Genomic DNA, 16,072 nt, shown 5'->3' with positions numbered 1-16,072 from the left:
TCATGATTTCCGTTGAGACCGTGGCCAATTCGGCCTATATCGTGGCGGCGCTGCTGTTCATCCTCGCGCTGGGCGGGCTGGCCAGGCACGACACCGCCAAGCTGGGCAACTCCCTCGGCGTCACCGGGATGGCGGTGGCCCTCGGCGCCACCGTCGCGCTGGCGATCGATCGCGACATCGAGCCGCTCGGCCTGGCGTTGCTGGTCGGCGCGACCGCGCTGGGTGCCGCGATCGGCCTGTGGCGGGCCCGCATCGTCGAGATGACCGGGATGCCCGAACTGATCGCGCTGCTGCATTCGTTCGTCGGTCTGGCGGCGGTGCTGGTCGGCTGGAACGGCTACCTGCACGTCGAACGGCATCCCGGCGGCGGCGATGCCGAACTGCTCCGCGCCGCGGGCCTGCTGGGCATCCACGGGGCCGAGGTCGCGATCGGGGTGTTCATCGGCGCGGTGACCTTCACCGGTTCGATCGTGGCCTACCTCAAGCTCTCGGCGCGGATCGCCTCGGCGCCGATGATGTTGCCGGGCAAGAACATTCTCAATCTCGGAGCGCTGGTGGTGTTCGCCGCGCTGACCGGGTGGTTCGTCGTCGACCCGAATCTGTGGACGCTGGTGGCGATCACCGTGGTCGCGCTGCTGCTCGGCTGGCACCTCGTCGCCTCCATCGGCGGCGGTGACATGCCGGTCGTGGTGTCGATGCTCAACAGCTACTCCGGGTGGGCCGCGGCGGCGTCGGGCTTCCTGCTCGGCAACGATCTGCTGATCATCACCGGCGCGCTGGTCGGCTCCTCGGGCGCGTACCTGTCCTACGTCATGTGCGCGGCGATGAACCGCTCGTTCCTGTCGGTGATCGCGGGCGGCTTCGGCATCACCGCGGGCCCGGCAGGCGACACCGATCTGGGCGAGCATCGCGAGATCACCGCCGACGGGGTCGCCGAACTGCTCGCCGGGGCGGCGTCGGTGATCATCACCCCCGGTTACGGCATGGCCGTGGCCCAGGCCCAGCACGGCGTCGCCGAGCTCACCCGCAAGCTGCGCGAGCGAGGGGTGACCGTGCGGTTCGGTGTGCACCCCGTCGCGGGCAGGCTGCCCGGCCACATGAACGTGCTGCTGGCCGAGGCGAAGGTGCCCTACGACATCGTGCTCGAGATGGACGAGATCAACGACGATTTCACCGGAACCGACGTGGTGCTGGTGATCGGCGCCAACGACACCGTCAACCCCGCGGCCGCCGAAGACCCGGCCAGCCCCATCGCGGGCATGCCGGTGCTGACGGTGTGGGAGGCCGACAACGTCGTCGTGTTCAAACGATCCATGGCCTCCGGCTACGCCGGCGTGCAGAACCCCCTGTTCTTCCGGGAGAACTCCGCGATGCTGTTCGGCGACGCGAGGGACCGGGTGGAAGACATCGTCAAGGCGCTCTGATCGAGCCTGAAGCGAGAAGAGGGCGGCAGTGCCACAAGCACTGCCGCCCTTTGTCGGCTTCGTCTACGCGAGCGCGCGCAGGTAGACGCACACCTCGTCGATCGCTGCCTTCGTCTGCGCGAAAACCCCGACCTCGGTGAAGAATCCGTGGAAGACGCCGGTGTATCTGGTCGACGACACCGCGACACCCTCGGCGCGCAGCCGCTGCGCGTAGGCCTCGGCGTCGTCGCGGATCGGGTCGACCTCCGCGGTGACGACGAGCGCGGGGGGCAGACCACGCAGTGACCGCGCCCGCATCGGCGCCGCGAGTGGGTCGCCGCCGGGATGCCCGGCACCGACGTATTGCTCCCAGAACCACTGTGCGTCCGCGGCGCCGAGCAGTGGCGCGTCGGCGAAGTCCGACCACGACGCCCCGGTGAACCTGTCGTCCACGGCCGGGTAGGCGAGCACCTGCGCCACGGGCAGGGTGCTGCCCTCCTCGCGTCGGTGCAGGCACAGGGCGGCCGCGAGATTGCCGCCGGCGGAGTCGCCGCCGACGGCGACGCGATCGGGGTCGATGCCCAGTTCGGGCGCCGATCGAATCAGCCACGCGTAGGCATCGAGGCAATCTTCCAGCGCCGCCGGGTACGGGTTCTCCGGGGCCAGGCGGTAGTCGAGGGACACGACCGTCCAGCCGGATCCGGCGGCGATCGCGCGGCACAACTCGTCGGCGCCGTCCAGGGTGCCGAGCACGAAGCCGCCGCCGTGCAGGTAGACGAGGGCGGGCGCGGCGCTGTCGGGCGACGTACCGTCGGCGCGGTACAGACGGGCCGCGATCGTGCCGGAACGCGTCGGCACGGTCAGTTGACCAACATGGTCCAGCGGCGTGATCGGGTCGGTGGACGGGGCCGAGTCCACCAGCGCGCGGGCCTGCTCGGGTCCCAGCTCACGCAGGGGTTTCTGCAGGATCTGGCCGATCATCCCGGCCACGGTCGCGGCCTGGTCGTCGAGCAGATCCCACCAGGCGGGGGTGGCGTCGTTCATGGGAATCCTCGCTGGTCGTTGACAAGAAGTGATCTGTGCCTCACCATCATAGTCACATGACCCAGACATTTGACTGTGAGTTCATGTTTCATTTGGGATCCGCTGTCGACGCTGTACCGCGCACACGATCTCGTCGAGTCGAAAGGACAACATGATGACCGAAACGACGATCGGTCCCGCGACACGCGGGGCCGACGCGGTCGGCGGAGTCGACATCCGGATCGAGGACGACGCCAGTCCGATCGTCCGGCTGATCGCCCGGACCATCACCGATTCCCTCCGCGCCGACAGCTCCCTGCTGTCCGCCGGTCCGGCAGGCGCGATCGCGATCCGCTCCCATGACACCCCGCAGGCCGCGACGATCACCATCGCCGAGGGCACCGTCACGGTGTCGAGCGGCGTGTTCGTCGAGCCCGACCTCGACGTGACCGTCGACCTGAACCAGTTCTTCGCCCCGGTCGGCGAGCCCATCGGCGCGCCCGAGTTCGTTGCCGTGGCCGTCGCCCTGCTGTCGCCGCCGCTGCCGGACTGGAAGACCGCGGCCGCGAGCTTCTGGGAGGCGACCAGGTCGGTTCCCGGCATCCCGGACATGCTGATCGCGGTCATCGAGGGCCCCGAAGGCCTGGATCAGGTCGTCGCGGGCGAGGGGGAGACCCACTACGTCATCGCGGGCCCGCCGGAACTGCTGGCCGCCATCTTCACCGGCGCGGTCGATCTGCTCGCCGCGCTGTCCACCGGCCTCATCGGCGTGCGCGGCACGCTCGCGCAGCTGTCCGTGCTGGTCGCCGCATCCTGGAAGGTTCGTTACGATGTCTGAAATCGCCACCACCGCAACGGCTCTCGATCCCGATGTGCACACGGTCCGGATCGAGTCGACCAATCACGACGGCTCGTTCCACGGCAAGAACATCGCACCGAAGAAGTTCGCCACGACCGCGGAGTTCGGGATAGCCGACCTGCTGTTCGGGCTCGACCTGGGCAACGCTCCGACCATGGGCTTCGCCTACCCGTCCTGGCGTGGGCACCTCGCCGACCTGCAGTTGCGGCCCGACCTGTCGACATCGGTGCAGTGGGAGCCCGGCGTGCAGTCCGTGATCGGTGACTACTGGCAGGCCGACGGCACTCCGGTCGGCATCTGTCCGCGCAATCTGGCTCGCACGCTGGTCGATCGGCTCGCCACCCGGGGATTCACCGCGACCATCGCGGTCGAGATCGAGGCCACGCTGTTCCAGGAGCCCGTCCACGAGGCCAGGGCGAAGGGATACCGCGACCTCACCCCGCTCGGTGGCTCCGCGGGCACCGCCCTGAACCTCGCGAAGTCCAAGGACTGGGTCGACTACATGTCGGCGGTCGTGCGGCGGCTCGAGCAGATCGGCATCGAGTGGGAGGCCTGGAGCGACGAGGACGCGGCCGGTCAGGTCGAGCTCAATCTGGTTCCCGGTGACCCGATCTCGGTGTGCGACAACTGGGCTCGCGCCCGGCAGGTGATGCGCGAGGTGGCCTTCGAACGCGGGCACACGGTCACCTTCATGGCCAAGCCGACCGCGGGCTACGGCCAGGCCTCGCACGTGAACCTGTCGCTGCAGCGCGACGGTGTCAACGCGTTCTACGCTCCCGACGGGCCGTCGGCGACGATGCGGCACGCGGTCGCCGGGCTGCTCGCGACGATGCGTGGGGCGACCTCGGTCATGCTCCCGCAGATCACCTCCTTCCGGCGCCTGGTCGACCTGAGTGGTCCGCCGACGACGGTGACCTGGGGCATCGCGAACAAGACCACCGCGGTGCGTGCGGTGGTCGGGCACCCCGCCTACTCCCGCCTCGAGTACCGCGTACCCGGCGCCGACGCCAACCTCTACCTCGCGGTCGCGACGATCCTGGCCGGCGTGATCGCCGGACTCGACGGCGATCTCGAGCCCGCGGACCCGGTGAGCGACATGGCGTGGTGCGCACCCGATCTGGAGCGGCTGCCCGAGACCATCACCAAGGCGGCCGACGCGCTCGAAGCCGATCTGATCCTGCGCGAGCAGCTCGGTGACGAGTTCGTCGACTACTGGGTCGGCACGCGGCGCTGGGAGTGGATGCAGTTCCACACCGGCGGCGGCGACCCCTTCTCGGAGCTCTCCGAGTGGGAGTCGACCCGCTACTTCGAGTTCCCGTGACGGCCCGCTCGGCGCGGGTGAAACCGCTGATCGGCCTGACCGGGCGACGGTTCCGGATCGAGCTGATCAGCGGCTCCCACCCGGGCTACGGTCAGCGCCTCACCGACAGCTTCTTCACCGATTTCGCGGACCGGATCACCCGCGCCGGCGGTGTGCCGGTGATGCTGCCCTACGACGCGGACCCGGAAGCGTTGGGCGACTGGCTCTCCGGTGTGCTGATCACCGGTGGCCAGGATGTGCATCCGGCCTGCTGGGGCGGGGACGAGTCGGTGGTCGGCGACGTCGATTCGCTCGCCGACCCCTCGGTCCACGACCGCAGCCGCGACGAGTACGAGATCGCGCTGACCCGGGTCGCGCTGGCACGGCGGATCCCGCTGCTCGGTGTCTGCCGCGGCATGCAGGTGCTCAATGTGACCCTGGGCGGCACGCTGATTCCGGACCTGCCGGACGGGCCGATCCGGCATCTCCTGCCGGTGGGTCCGCTGTCGGACGGCGACGCCGAGCACGTGATCTCCTTCGACGCGGGGACGACCGCCCAGAAGGTGTTCGGTGATCGTCTGGTGACCAACTCGTGGCACCACCAGGCCATCGATGTGTGCGGTGAGGGACTGGTGGTCACCGGCCGCACCGACGACGGTGTCGCCGAGTCGGTCGAGCTCCCCGGTGCCGCCGTGCTCGGGGTGCAGTGGCATCCCGAGTGGATGGCCAGCGACGACGGCGCGCTGTGCTGGCTCGTCGACGCGGCCGCCGAGCGGCGCTGAGCGACACGGAAACGACTGTGGCCGCCACCTTGTGCGGTGGCGGCCACAGCGTTCATGGTGCCGGTGCGCTCACTCCACGCGCACCCAGGACACCAGCGACCGCATGTCCGGCTCCGGCGCGACCTCCACGGGTCGGGGCCCCGGCGCGGCGGCGTCACCCAGGTTGGCCGCCATCCACGCGTCGAGCACGCCGACGGTGAGTTCCACCTGGGCCCGCGCCGCGGCGGCATCGGTGAACACCAGCCAGTTGAGCGCGAAGCCGTCGGACAGCGTGGACACCACGTAGATCAGTTGATCGATCGTGTTCGAGTCGACGGGTCGGCCCGCGGCGGTCGTCGTGCTCTCGATGATGGTGCGCATGGTCGCGAAGGCCGCCGAATACACGACCTCGGCCTTCTTGCCCTCACGCTGGCCCCAGCTGATCAGCTCGAGGATGGTCGCGCCGAAGTCCGGATTCTCCAGGTACCAATGCAGCACGCCGCGGAGCAGTCCCCGCGCGGTGCTCTGGGTGTCGCTGTGCACGTCGCTGCGGTTCAGCACGTCGCGGTACTCGCCCGCGAGGAACTCGAACACCGCCCCGAACAGCACCTCTTTGGTGGCGAAGCAGTAGTGCAGGGTCGCCAGCGGAGCGTTCGCTTCCTCGGCGATGCGGCGGGTGGTGGCACCGTCGACTCCGTGGGTGGCGATCACGCGCACGGCCGCGGCGACCAGGTCGGCGCGGCGTTCGGCGGCGGGAATGCGAGCCATGCGGTGCTCCTTCGCATCAAATCTGAACGATTGATCAAGTCAACCACGACATTACCAGTCCGACCAGCGCGTCGGGTCATCAACGGGGGAGCGTCGCGGCAAGAAGTTAGTCATACGCCTTGATCAAATGACCCACAACGGTTACCGTTATGGCAGGCCTCACATTCCCAGGCGCTCCGGGCGTCGCGAGAACCCACCGTGACGGCGAGCGTGCCGGCCTTTCCAGCCCGGCGACTGCAGGTCGATCGACGACCTACCACCTGCTACCCGCGAAGAGGACGACATGACCCACGTCGAATCGGTCCACCCCGAGCGCGCGATGGCGCTCGAACGGCTGACCGTGGACCCGCCGATCGACACCCTCGTCGGTATCTTGGCCGAGCAGGCCGTCCGCGCCTCCGGCCGGGAATTCCTCCGGTTCGCGGACGGGTCCTGGACCTTCGCCGAGATCGACGACTGGACCTCGCGGCTGGCCCGGCGGCTGGTCGCCGAGGACGGTGTCCGTCCGGGGGACCGGGTCGCGATCATGCTGCCCAACGTGGTGCAGTGGCCGATCGCCTGGCTGGCGATCCTCAAGGCGGGCGCGGTGACGGTGCCGGTGAACTCGGCATATCAGCGGGCCGATCTGGAATTCGTCCTCCGGGATTCCGGCGCCAAGGTGTTGTTCACCGACGCCGAGCACACGCCGCTGGTCGACGAGGTGCGCGCGGCGAACCGTGAGCTTGCCGACGTTCGCATCGTCGAAGCGACCGCGGCCGACGACCTCGCGGCCTACCCGGCGGACCCGCCCGCGCTCGCCATCACGGGCGAGACCCTCGCGAATCTCCAATACACCTCGGGGACAACCGGATTCCCCAAGGCGTGCATGCTCACCCACGACTACTGGACCCGGATCGGCTGGGTCGCCGCGACGGTGGCCGGTCTCGGTGCCGACGACGTGGCCCTCACCTCGCAGCCGTTCTCCTACATGGACCCGCAGTGGAACACCGCGCTGTGCCTGACGATCGGCGCGCCGCTGGTGGTACTTCCCCGGTTCTCCGCCTCCGGCTTCATGGCCGACGTCCGCAAGCACCGGGCCACCTTCTGCTACGTGCTCGGGTCGATGCCGACGCTCCTGTTCAAGCAGCCGCCCGCCCCGTCCGACCGCGACAACGACCTGCGCATCGTGCTGTGCTCGGCGGTCCCCGTTGCGCTGCACGCGGAACTCGAGCAGCGGTGGGGCGCGCCGTGGCGGGAGATCTTCGGCATGACCGAGACCGGCGTCGACGTGGTCAGCCTGCCGGAGAGCGCCGGTGATGTCGGCAGCGGACGGCTGGGGCAGCCGGTTCCCACCAAGCGGATCCGCGTGGTGGACCCCCAGGGCCGCGAGGTGGCCGAGGGCGAGTCCGGCGAGCTGATCACCTCCGGCAAGCCGATGATGCTCGGTTACTGGAACCGGCCCGAGGACACCGCGCAGGTCCTGCGCGACGGCTGGCTGCACACCGGTGACGTCGCCGTGCGCGAGGCGGGCAGCTACCGCCTGGTCGGCCGGATCAAGGACATGGTCCGCCGCGGCGGGGAGAACATCGCCAGCGCCGAGGTCGAACGCGTGCTGGAACGCGACGACATCGTGGTCGCGACGGCGGTCGTCGGTGTGCCCGACGAGCTGTTCGGTGAGGAGGTCAAGGCCTTCGTGCAGCTGGCCCCCGAAGTGGAAGCGAGTCGCGAGACCGCCGAGCGCATCCTCGACAACGCGCGAAACCAGCTGGCGCGCTTCAAGCTTCCGCGCTACGTGGAGTTCGTCGCCGACTTCCCGCGCACCCCGTCCGAACGGGTATCCAAGCCCGCGCTGAAAGCGCGCGCGGCCCAGCATCCCGGCACCACCTACGACCTGCAACCCCCGCGCGACTGAGGAGCCGGCCATGACCGACAACTACCTGGACATCCGCATCGACGAAGACGTCGCGGTGCTCACCCTGAACCGCCCGGCGAAGCTGAACGTGCTCGACGTGGCCACCCGGGTGCGGCTCGCACAGACCATCCGCCAGTTCGGTACCGGTGATCTCGTCCGCGGCATCGTCCTCACCGGCACCGGCCGGGCCTTCTCCGCCGGGGAGGACCTGCAGTCGGTGCCCAGCACCTACGACGAGATCCGCGAGGCCTTCGCGACCTTCCACGACATCACCCGCGCGATCCTCGAGACGAAGATCCCGGTGATCGCGGCCGTGAACGGTATCGCGGTCGGCGGCGCCTCGGAGATCACCCTGTGCTGTGACGCGCGGATCGGCGGCCCGGCCGCCGAGTACTTCCAGCCGGAGAACCACCGCGGGATCATCATCTCCAACGCCTCGAGCTTCCTGCTCGGCCGCCTGGTGCGCAACCACGCGATGCGGATCGTTCTCGGTTCCGAGCGCGTCGGGGCCGAGGAGGCACTGCGCATCGGCCTGCTCGACGAGATCGTCGCCGAGGACCACCTGGTGGCTCGCGCGGTCGACACGGCCCGCCGGTGGAATTCCGATCCCCGCACCACCGCACTGCATCTGGGCCTGTTGCGGCCACGCGCCGACGAGATCGAGGCCGCGTTCGCCCGCGAAGACGACGCGGCCCGCCAGTCCTGGGAGTCCGGTGCCCTGTCCGAGGGCATCGACGGCTTCTGGGCATCGAAGAACGAACGGAGACAAGGATGATCACCACCGAAGCAGCAGTTCTCACCGCGGTGAACGAACCGCTGGAGTTCACCGAGATCCTGGTCGACGACCCGGAGCCCGACGAGGTCCGGCTGGCCGTCACCAATGTCGGTCTGTGCCACAGCGACCTGCACTACATGACCGGCACGGTCGGCGCCGACCTGCCCGTGGTGGTCGGTCACGAGGTGGCGGGCGTGGTCGAATCGGTCGGCTCCGCGGTGACCTCGCTGCGTCCCGGCGACCGGGTCGTCGGCGCGCTTACGCCCTCGTGCGGGCAGTGCCGCAACTGCCAGGTCGGGCACTCGACCCAGTGTCAGCGCGTCGCGCAGATCCGGCAGCGACCCCGGCCCGCCTTCCAATTGCCCAGCGGCCAGGTCGTGCACCGGCTCGGCGACATCGGCGCGTTCTCCCGGCACACCCTGATGCGGGAGAACGCCCTGGTGAAGGTGTCCGACGAGGTCGGGCTGCACGTGGGCTGCCTGCTCTCGTGCTGTGTCATCACCGGCATCGGCGCCGTGTTCCGCGCGGCCCAGGTACGTCCGGGCGCCACCGTCGCCGTCATCGGTTGCGGCGGTGTGGGTTCGGCCATCATCCAGGGCGCGCGCCTGGCGGGTGCCTCGGCGATCGTCGCCGTGGATCTGGACGACGCGCGGCTCGCCGCGGCCCGCACCTACGGTGCCACCCACGTCGTCAACGGCGCCGCCGACGTCCCCGCCGAGATCCAGCACCTGCTCGGTGACGGCGTGGACTACGCGTTCGAGGCCGTCGGCAGCGCGCGGACCGCGGCCACCGCGCTCGCGGTCCTGCGCGCCACGGGCACCGCGTGCATGGTCGGGATCGCCCCCGACGGAACCGATCTGGTCCTGCCCGCGTGGAACTTCTTCTTCAGCGAGAAGCGCCTCATCGGTTCGTACATGGGTTCGGGCCAGGCGCAGGAGGACATCGCCCAGTTCGCCCGGCTGTACCTGCAGGGCCGCCTGCTCCTGGACGAGATGGTCAGCGACGTCATCCCGTTCCACGACGTCGGCAAGGGCTTCGAGGCGATGAAGTCCGGCGAGGTCACCCGCATCGTCGCCGATCTCACCGTCTGACCCACCCCATTCGAGCATCGAAGGAGTCCCGGATGTCGAATCCACAACTGCCCCAACCGATCAACTACATCGCCGACGAGTGGTCCGAGTGCGCGACGATCCCGGACGCCTGGAATCTCGACCCCAACACCGGCCTGCCGGTGCACCGCGCCGTCACCACCACCCCCGCCGACGTGGAGCGCGCCCTGCGCCACGCGGAGCGGTCCTACGGTTTCGAGCGCTGGGACGACGCGGCGAGCGAGGAACGCGCCGCCGTCATCGAGCGCGCGGCCGACATCGTCGAGTCCCGGATCGAGGACATCGCCCGCACCGACGCCCTCACCAGCGGTGTCCCGATCGCCAAGGCGCGGATGGTCGCGCAGTTCCTGCCGCACCGGATCCGGGCCTCGGCCGCGGATCTGCGCACCACCCCCCGTCGCACCGCGCTCGCGGCCGGTGGGCGCGACGTGCGGCTCTACAAGGTCCCGTGGGGCCCGGCCGCCATCCTCACTCCGTGGAACGGCCCGAGTTTCATTCCGGCCGCGAAGATGGTGAGCGCGCTGGCCGCCGGCTGCCCGGTCATCCTCAAGCCGTCGGAGCACGCGCCGAGCAGTGCGCAGATCATCGTCGAGAGCTTCGTGAAGGCCGGTCTGCCCGCCGGTGCGTTGCAGCTGCTCCACGGTGCGGGCGATGTGGGCGCGGCCGTCACCGGCGACCCGCGCGTGAAGATCGTCTCCTTCACCGGCGGTCCGAACGCGGGCCGGGCGATCGCCCGCGCGGCGGCCGAGGACTTCAAGGTGCTCCAGCTCGAGCTCGGCGGCAACAACCCGGCCTTGGTGCTGGACGATGCCGACATCGACGTGGCGGCCGACGGCATCCTCGACGGGATGACCAAACTCAACGGGCAGTGGTGCGAAGGCCCCGGCAAGGTGCTGGCGCACCGGAGCCTGGTCGAACCGCTGCTCGAGGCGCTGCTCGATCGCATCGCCCGCATCGAGATCGGGAACTCGCTCGACGAGCGCACCGAACTCGGCCCCATCTCGAACGCCCCGCACTTCGCGACGCTGCGGAGCCGCATCGACGGGTTGCGGGCCAACGGCGCGACCATCCATCAGCCCGCGAAGCTCCCCGGTTCGGACGGCTTCTTCCTGTCGCCCACGATCGCTACGGATGTCGACGCGTCGCTGGCGACCGCCGAACTGTTCGGTCCGCTCGTCAGTCTGCACGCCGTGGAGTCCGACGAGGACGCGCTGCGCGTGGCCAACGCCAACCCCTCGGGTCTGGACGCCTACGTGTTCGGCGGGGACCTGGACCGGGCCGTCGAGGTCGGCTCGCGGGTGCTGTCGGGCGAGGTGCGGGTGAACGGCGCCAAGGTCGCCGACCTGGCCGACGGCTCGGCCCAAAGCTTCTGGGGCGCTTCGGGAATCGGCGGCCACGGCCCCGGTGAATCCGTCCGGGTGTTCTGCGGCGACCGGGTGGTCGGCGTCGATTCTCCCGACCTGCCGATGTAGCGATCGCGGACCTTCTTCCGCCCCACCCCTTGACTGTGACCGGGACCACTGGTGTACTTCAACTAGGTCAATTGATCCAGTCGGTCGACCATACTAAGGAAAGCGGCTTCTGCCATGAACTCCACTCCCCACTCAGAGATCGTCGACGTCATCGGTGTCGGTGCCGGCTTCACCGGCGTCTACCTCGCACATCGGCTGACGACCGCAGGCTGGACCTTCGCGGGTTTCGAGGCCGGACCCGGCGTCGGCGGCACCTGGTTCTGGAACACCTATCCCGGCGCCCGCTGTGACGTCGAGAGCATCTACTACTCGTACTCCTTCGACGAGGCACTCCAGCAGGAGTGGACGTGGAGCCAGCGGTTCGCCCCGCAGGCCGAGATCCTCGGCTACATCGAGCACGTCGCCGATCGGTTCGACCTGCGCAAGCACTTCACCTTCAACACCCGCGTGGTCGGTTCGACCTGGAACGCGGACGACAACCTGTGGGAGGTGCGGCTCGACAGCGGGGAGATCCGGCGCGCCCGCTACCTGATCTCGGGCGCCGGTGGCCTGTCCACCCCGAAGGACTTCGACGTGCCGGGGCTGTCGAACTTCGCCGGCCTGCGGGTGTCGACGAGCCGGTGGAACATTTCCCTCGACGATCTCGCGGGCAAGCGCGTCGCGGTGATCGGCACGGGATCCTCGGGCGTGCAGGCGATTCCGCTGATCGCCGAGGTCGCCGAGCACCTGACGGTGTTCCAGCGCACTCCGAACTACGTGATGCCCGCGCGCAACGCCGAACTCTCCCCGGAGCAGGTCGCCGCCGTCAAGGACGACTACGTGGCCATCCGCGAGGAGTGCAGGCACTCGCCCGGTGGCATCCCCGATCGCCCCGTCACCGACCGGGCCTTCGACGTCTCGGACGAGGAACGCCGGCGGCGTTACGAGGAGGCCTACGAGCGCAGCGGATTCCAAGGTGTCGGCGGCGAGTTCGTCGACCTGCTCTTCGATGTGGCGGCGAACCGGACCGCGTCGGAGTTCATCCACGACAAGATCCGCGAGATCGTCGAGGATCCGGCCACGGCGGAACTGCTGGTGCCCAAGTACCACCCGCTGGGTGCCAAGCGCAGCGTGTTCGGCACCGACTACTACGAGACCTACAACCGGCCGAACGTGTCGCTGGTGTCGCTGCGTGACGAGCCGATCGAGACCATGACCGAGAACGCGATCGTCACTCCGAACGGCACCTACGAGGTGGACGCGATCGTGCTCGCGATCGGTTTCGACGCCTTCACCGGGCCGCTGTACGGCCTGAATCTCACCGGGGCGTCCGGTGCGAAGCTGCAGGAGGCCTGGAGTGACGGCATCCGCTCCTACCTCGGGTTCATGGCCTCGGACTTCCCGAATTTCTTCATGGTCGGTGGACCGCTGAGCCCCGCGCTGGCCAGCAATGTGGTGGTGACGATCGAGCAGGCTGTCGACTGGATCGCCGACCTCATCGAACACGCCCGCGACACCGGTGCCACGGTGGTCGAGGCCACCCCCGAAGCGCAGCGGGAGTGGGTCGACGTCACCGAGTGGACCGTCGCCCAGACGCTGTACGCCACAACGGACTCCTGGTACCGGGGCTCCAACGTCGCAGGAAAGCCGAACACTTTCATGGGTTACCTCGGTGGTGTCGGCAAGTACCGTCGCATGTGCACCGAGATCGCCAAGCGGGGCTACCCCGGCGTCGCGCTCGACGGCGAAGCGCAGTCGCGCACCCTCGGCCCGATCCACGAGGAGATCGCATGAGCACGGCGGTCCACCGGCGCTATGTCGCCTTCTCCGACGCCCACTACGCCGGGAACCTCGTCGACGGTGCCTACGCCTTGAAGCTCTTCGGCGACGTCGGCACCCATCTGGCGATCGAAATGGACGGCCACGAAAGCCTGTTCGCCGGCTACTCGTCGGTGGAGTTCCTCGCCCCGGTCCGTGGCGGCGATGTCGTCGAGGCCGAGGCCACCCTGGTGAAGAAGGGAAAGCGAAGCCGCACAGTCGCTTTCGAGCTGCGGGTGATCTGTCGTGGCTCCGACGACACCGGCCGCGCGGAGGTGCTTGATCCGCCTCTGCTCGCGGTGCGCGCGGTCGGCACCGCGGTCATCCCCGCCGACGGAACGGAGTAGGTGCCATGGAATTGATCCAGGACACCGGGTGGGCCGGACAGCCGACGACGGTCGAGCCGTCCCTGACCGCGGATATCGACTGCGATGTCGTGGTGATCGGCGGCGGTGGCGGCGGCATGTCGGCCGCTGTGCGCCTCGCCGAGAAGGGCGTCGACGTGGTGCTGCTCGAGGCGCGCACGCTGGGCTGGGGCGCCACCTCGCGCAACGCCGGATACATCACGAACTCGGTGGCCGCCGATCCGGAGATGCTGGGATTTCTGCTGAAGCGCGAGCGGTTGCGCGAGTTGTACCGCTACGCGGAGAACGCGGTGCACTTCGCCGAGGACGCGATCGAACGGCACGCGATCGACTGCGATTACCGGCAGGAGGGCATCGTGATGGCCGCGGTGTCGAAAGGGCAGCTGCGGCATGTCCGTCGCAACGCGAAGGTGCTGGCCGAGGCCGGGTCGTCGGGTGAATTCGTCGAGGGCCCCGAGGCGGGTCTGCCGGAGGGTTTCCTCGGTGGTCTCCGTGAGGGTGTCGGCGGCACCGTCAACCCGGGCAAGTTCGCGCTCGGCCTGCGCGCGGCGACGATCGCCGCGGGCGTGCGTGTCTACGAGCACACTCCCGCGCGCGATATCGCCGACGTCGGCGGCGGGGTCGTCGTCGACACTCCGCACGGCAAGGTCAGGGCCCGCAAGGCGCTGCTGACCACGAACGCCGCGAGCAACAGCCTGTCCATCGCGCCCAAGCACCTCGCCACCCCGGTGTGGACCTCGCTGATCGAAACCGAACCCATCGCGCCCGAGCGGCTCGACGAGATCGGCTGGACCAGTCGGGCTCCCATGGTCACGCTGCACATGATCCTGGAGAGCTACCGCGTCACCCCGCGCGGAACCATCGTGTTCGGTACACGCCGCATCCAGGCGGGCCGCAACCCGCTGCCGGATCGCACCCCCTCGCCGACCGTCGCCGACGACCTCGTCCGTGGATTCCACGACCGGTTCCCCGGACTGCGTGACATCAAGCCGGTGAAGGCCTGGGGCGGCTGGATCGGCATGAGCTCCACCTGGCTGCCCGTCGCGGGCGCGGCCTCCGACAACGTGCTCTACTCGGCGGCCTGCAACGGTCACGGCTTCGCTCAAGCGCAGTACGTGGGCCACCTGCTGGCCGACCACGTCACCGGTGCGCCGCGGCACGCGGACCTGGAGGCGATCTGGCACGGCAGCAAGCGGTTCTGGCCCAGCTTCGTCAGCAACCCCGCGCTGTATCTGGGCTGGCTCGCCGACCGCGCGACCGATCGGATGGCCGCGCTCGGGAGGTGAGCGCCGCCTCGTTCGCGCCGGTCGTCGGCGGAAGGGCGTCCGCCCTCGACGGCCGGCGCTGCCGAACGCCTCTCCAGCAGGTCTGTGGCCGATCCCATCGACTTGGTCGTATGACTTGGACGTAACGACATCTACTCAGGACTCACATGTTCACCAACACCTTCACCAAGACTTTCGGCATCGAGCACCCCATCGTCTGCGGTGGGATGACCGCCGTCGGCACGGCGGATCTGATCGGTGCCGTGGCAAATGCCGGGGCTCTCGGGTTCCTCACCGCGCTCACCCAGCCCACTCCCGAGGCGCTGGTCAAGGAGATCGGCCGGTGCCGCGATCGCACCGACAAGCCGTTCGGGGTGAACCTCACGATCCTGCCCACCATCAAGCCGGTGCCCTACGACGAATACCGCGACGCCATCGTCGAGAGCGGCATCACCATCGTCGAAACCGCGGGCGGCAACCCGCGACCGCATCTGCCCACCTTCAAGGCCGCCGGCGTGAAGGTCATCCACAAGGCGGTCACGGTCCGGCACGCGCTCAAGGCCGAACAGCTCGGTGTCGACGCGGTCAGCATCGACGGATTCGAATGCGCGGGGCACCCCGGTGAGGACGATGTCCCCGGCCTCGTGCTGATCCCCGCCGCCGCAAGGGCGCTGTCGATTCCGATCATCGCCAGCGGCGGAATCGCCACCGGCGCAGGCCTTGTCGCCGCTCTCGCGCTCGGCGCGTCCGCGGTCAACATGGGCACCCGGTTCATGGCGACCACCGAGGCGCCCATCCATCACAACGTCAAGCAGCAGATCGTGGACAACTCCGAACGCGACACCGTCATCGTGTTCCGCGAGTTCCACAATTCCGCCCGGGTCGCCCGCAACACGGTCTCGGAGGAGATCGCCGCGGTGTCCCGCGAACCCGGCGTGACCTTCGACGACATCGCGCATCTGGCCAGTGGCGCCCGCGCCCGTGAACAGGTCTACGGCAACGGCGATGTCGAAGGCGGCATGTGGTGGGCCAGTCAGGCCCAGGGGTTGATCAACGACATCGGCAGCTGCGCCGACGTGGTCGACGCGATCCTCGCCGAGGCGCGGAAGATCATCACCCGGACCCTGCCCGGACAGCTCGGGGGCTGATAGTGGGTCAAATGGCTTGATCATATGACCCACTCTCGGTAGTGTTATGACTGGCATCACATTCGGACCCGCGCCGGGGTGGTAGCACCCGCTCGGCGGCCAGATGCCTCCGGATTGCCGAAGCGAGATGGCTCCC

Annotated in this window: 14 protein-coding genes; 12 read left to right on the top strand and 2 right to left on the bottom strand. The window is 69.1% G+C overall.

Annotation, left to right across the window (positions count from 1 at the left end; translation table 11 throughout):
- Window positions 1-2: 2 nt before the first annotated feature.
- Entirely contained in the window at window positions 3-1,424 is a 1,422-nt protein-coding gene (gene pntB / locus ACFYWJ_RS26740) for a Re/Si-specific NAD(P)(+) transhydrogenase subunit beta (protein ID WP_355279718.1), read from the top strand.
- Window positions 1,425-1,487: 63 nt separating this feature from the next.
- Here the strand turns inward: pntB and ACFYWJ_RS26735 are convergent, their stop codons facing one another.
- A complete protein-coding gene (locus ACFYWJ_RS26735; protein WP_355279716.1) occupies window positions 1,488-2,447 on the bottom strand; it encodes an alpha/beta hydrolase in 960 nt (319 codons plus the stop codon).
- Between the two features lie 154 nt (window positions 2,448-2,601).
- On the opposite strand from ACFYWJ_RS26735, the gene ACFYWJ_RS26730 reads away from it, so the two are divergent.
- From ACFYWJ_RS26730 to ACFYWJ_RS26720, 3 genes are read left to right on the top strand one after another with little or no spacing between them, the layout of a single operon-like run.
- Window positions 2,602-3,264: a hypothetical protein gene (locus ACFYWJ_RS26730; RefSeq protein WP_355279715.1), complete on the top strand. Its 663-nt coding sequence runs from the start codon at window positions 2,602-2,604 to the stop codon at window positions 3,262-3,264.
- Window positions 3,257-4,606: a glutamine synthetase family protein gene (locus tag ACFYWJ_RS26725; protein ID WP_355279712.1), complete on the top strand. Its 1,350-nt coding sequence runs from the start codon at window positions 3,257-3,259 to the stop codon at window positions 4,604-4,606. Before ACFYWJ_RS26730 ends, ACFYWJ_RS26725 begins: the two co-directional genes overlap by 8 nt.
- Window positions 4,603-5,367, top strand: a complete 765-nt coding sequence (locus ACFYWJ_RS26720; RefSeq protein ID WP_355279710.1) for a gamma-glutamyl-gamma-aminobutyrate hydrolase family protein — start codon at window positions 4,603-4,605, stop codon at window positions 5,365-5,367. The genes ACFYWJ_RS26725 and ACFYWJ_RS26720 overlap by 4 nt, the downstream gene beginning before the upstream one ends.
- A 69-nt stretch (window positions 5,368-5,436) precedes the next feature.
- Here the strand turns inward: ACFYWJ_RS26720 and ACFYWJ_RS26715 are convergent, their stop codons facing one another.
- Window positions 5,437-6,114, bottom strand: coding sequence for a TetR/AcrR family transcriptional regulator (locus ACFYWJ_RS26715; RefSeq protein ID WP_355279709.1), 678 nt, complete (start codon window positions 6,112-6,114; stop codon window positions 5,437-5,439).
- Between the two features lie 283 nt (window positions 6,115-6,397).
- Here ACFYWJ_RS26715 and ACFYWJ_RS26710 point away from each other — a divergent pair, with 283 nt between their 5' ends.
- The 8 genes from ACFYWJ_RS26710 to ACFYWJ_RS26675 all read left to right on the top strand — a co-directional run bounded on the left by ACFYWJ_RS26710 (window position 6,398) and on the right by ACFYWJ_RS26675 (window position 15,936).
- Complete coding sequence (locus ACFYWJ_RS26710) at window positions 6,398-8,005, top strand: AMP-binding protein (protein ID WP_355279707.1); 1,608 nt, start codon at window positions 6,398-6,400, stop codon at window positions 8,003-8,005.
- A 10-nt stretch (window positions 8,006-8,015) separates the two neighbouring features.
- Window positions 8,016-8,780: an enoyl-CoA hydratase/isomerase family protein gene (locus tag ACFYWJ_RS26705; RefSeq protein ID WP_355279704.1), complete on the top strand. Its 765-nt coding sequence runs from the start codon at window positions 8,016-8,018 to the stop codon at window positions 8,778-8,780.
- A complete protein-coding gene (locus ACFYWJ_RS26700; RefSeq protein WP_355279702.1) occupies window positions 8,777-9,871 on the top strand; it encodes a Zn-dependent alcohol dehydrogenase in 1,095 nt (364 codons plus the stop codon). The genes ACFYWJ_RS26705 and ACFYWJ_RS26700 overlap by 4 nt, the downstream gene beginning before the upstream one ends.
- 32 nt (window positions 9,872-9,903) lie before the next feature.
- Window positions 9,904-11,361 (top strand): aldehyde dehydrogenase family protein, encoded by a 1,458-nt coding sequence (locus tag ACFYWJ_RS26695; protein ID WP_355279700.1) that lies wholly within the window; start codon window positions 9,904-9,906, stop codon window positions 11,359-11,361.
- A 114-nt stretch (window positions 11,362-11,475) separates the two neighbouring features.
- Window positions 11,476-13,134, top strand: coding sequence for an NAD(P)/FAD-dependent oxidoreductase (locus tag ACFYWJ_RS26690; protein ID WP_355279698.1), 1,659 nt, complete (start codon window positions 11,476-11,478; stop codon window positions 13,132-13,134).
- Window positions 13,131-13,505: a hotdog domain-containing protein gene (locus ACFYWJ_RS26685; RefSeq protein ID WP_355279696.1), complete on the top strand. Its 375-nt coding sequence runs from the start codon at window positions 13,131-13,133 to the stop codon at window positions 13,503-13,505. The genes ACFYWJ_RS26690 and ACFYWJ_RS26685 overlap by 4 nt, the downstream gene beginning before the upstream one ends.
- A gap of 5 nt (window positions 13,506-13,510) precedes the next feature.
- Window positions 13,511-14,809 carry an FAD-binding oxidoreductase gene (locus ACFYWJ_RS26680; protein ID WP_355279693.1) on the top strand — a complete coding sequence of 433 codons (1,299 nt, stop codon included), beginning with the start codon at window positions 13,511-13,513 and terminating at the stop codon, window positions 14,807-14,809.
- Window positions 14,810-14,955: 146 nt separating this feature from the next.
- Entirely contained in the window at window positions 14,956-15,936 is a 981-nt protein-coding gene (locus tag ACFYWJ_RS26675) for a nitronate monooxygenase (protein WP_355279691.1), read from the top strand.
- The last annotated feature ends 136 nt before the right edge of the window (window positions 15,937-16,072 follow it).

Origin of the sequence: Nocardia sp. NPDC003269, from assembly GCF_042888005.1 — a bacterium.
Classification (GTDB): domain Bacteria; phylum Actinomycetota; class Actinomycetes; order Mycobacteriales; family Mycobacteriaceae; genus Nocardia.
Note: the sequence above shows the minus strand (reverse complement) of the source record. Positions and strands in the feature narration are given on the sequence as shown.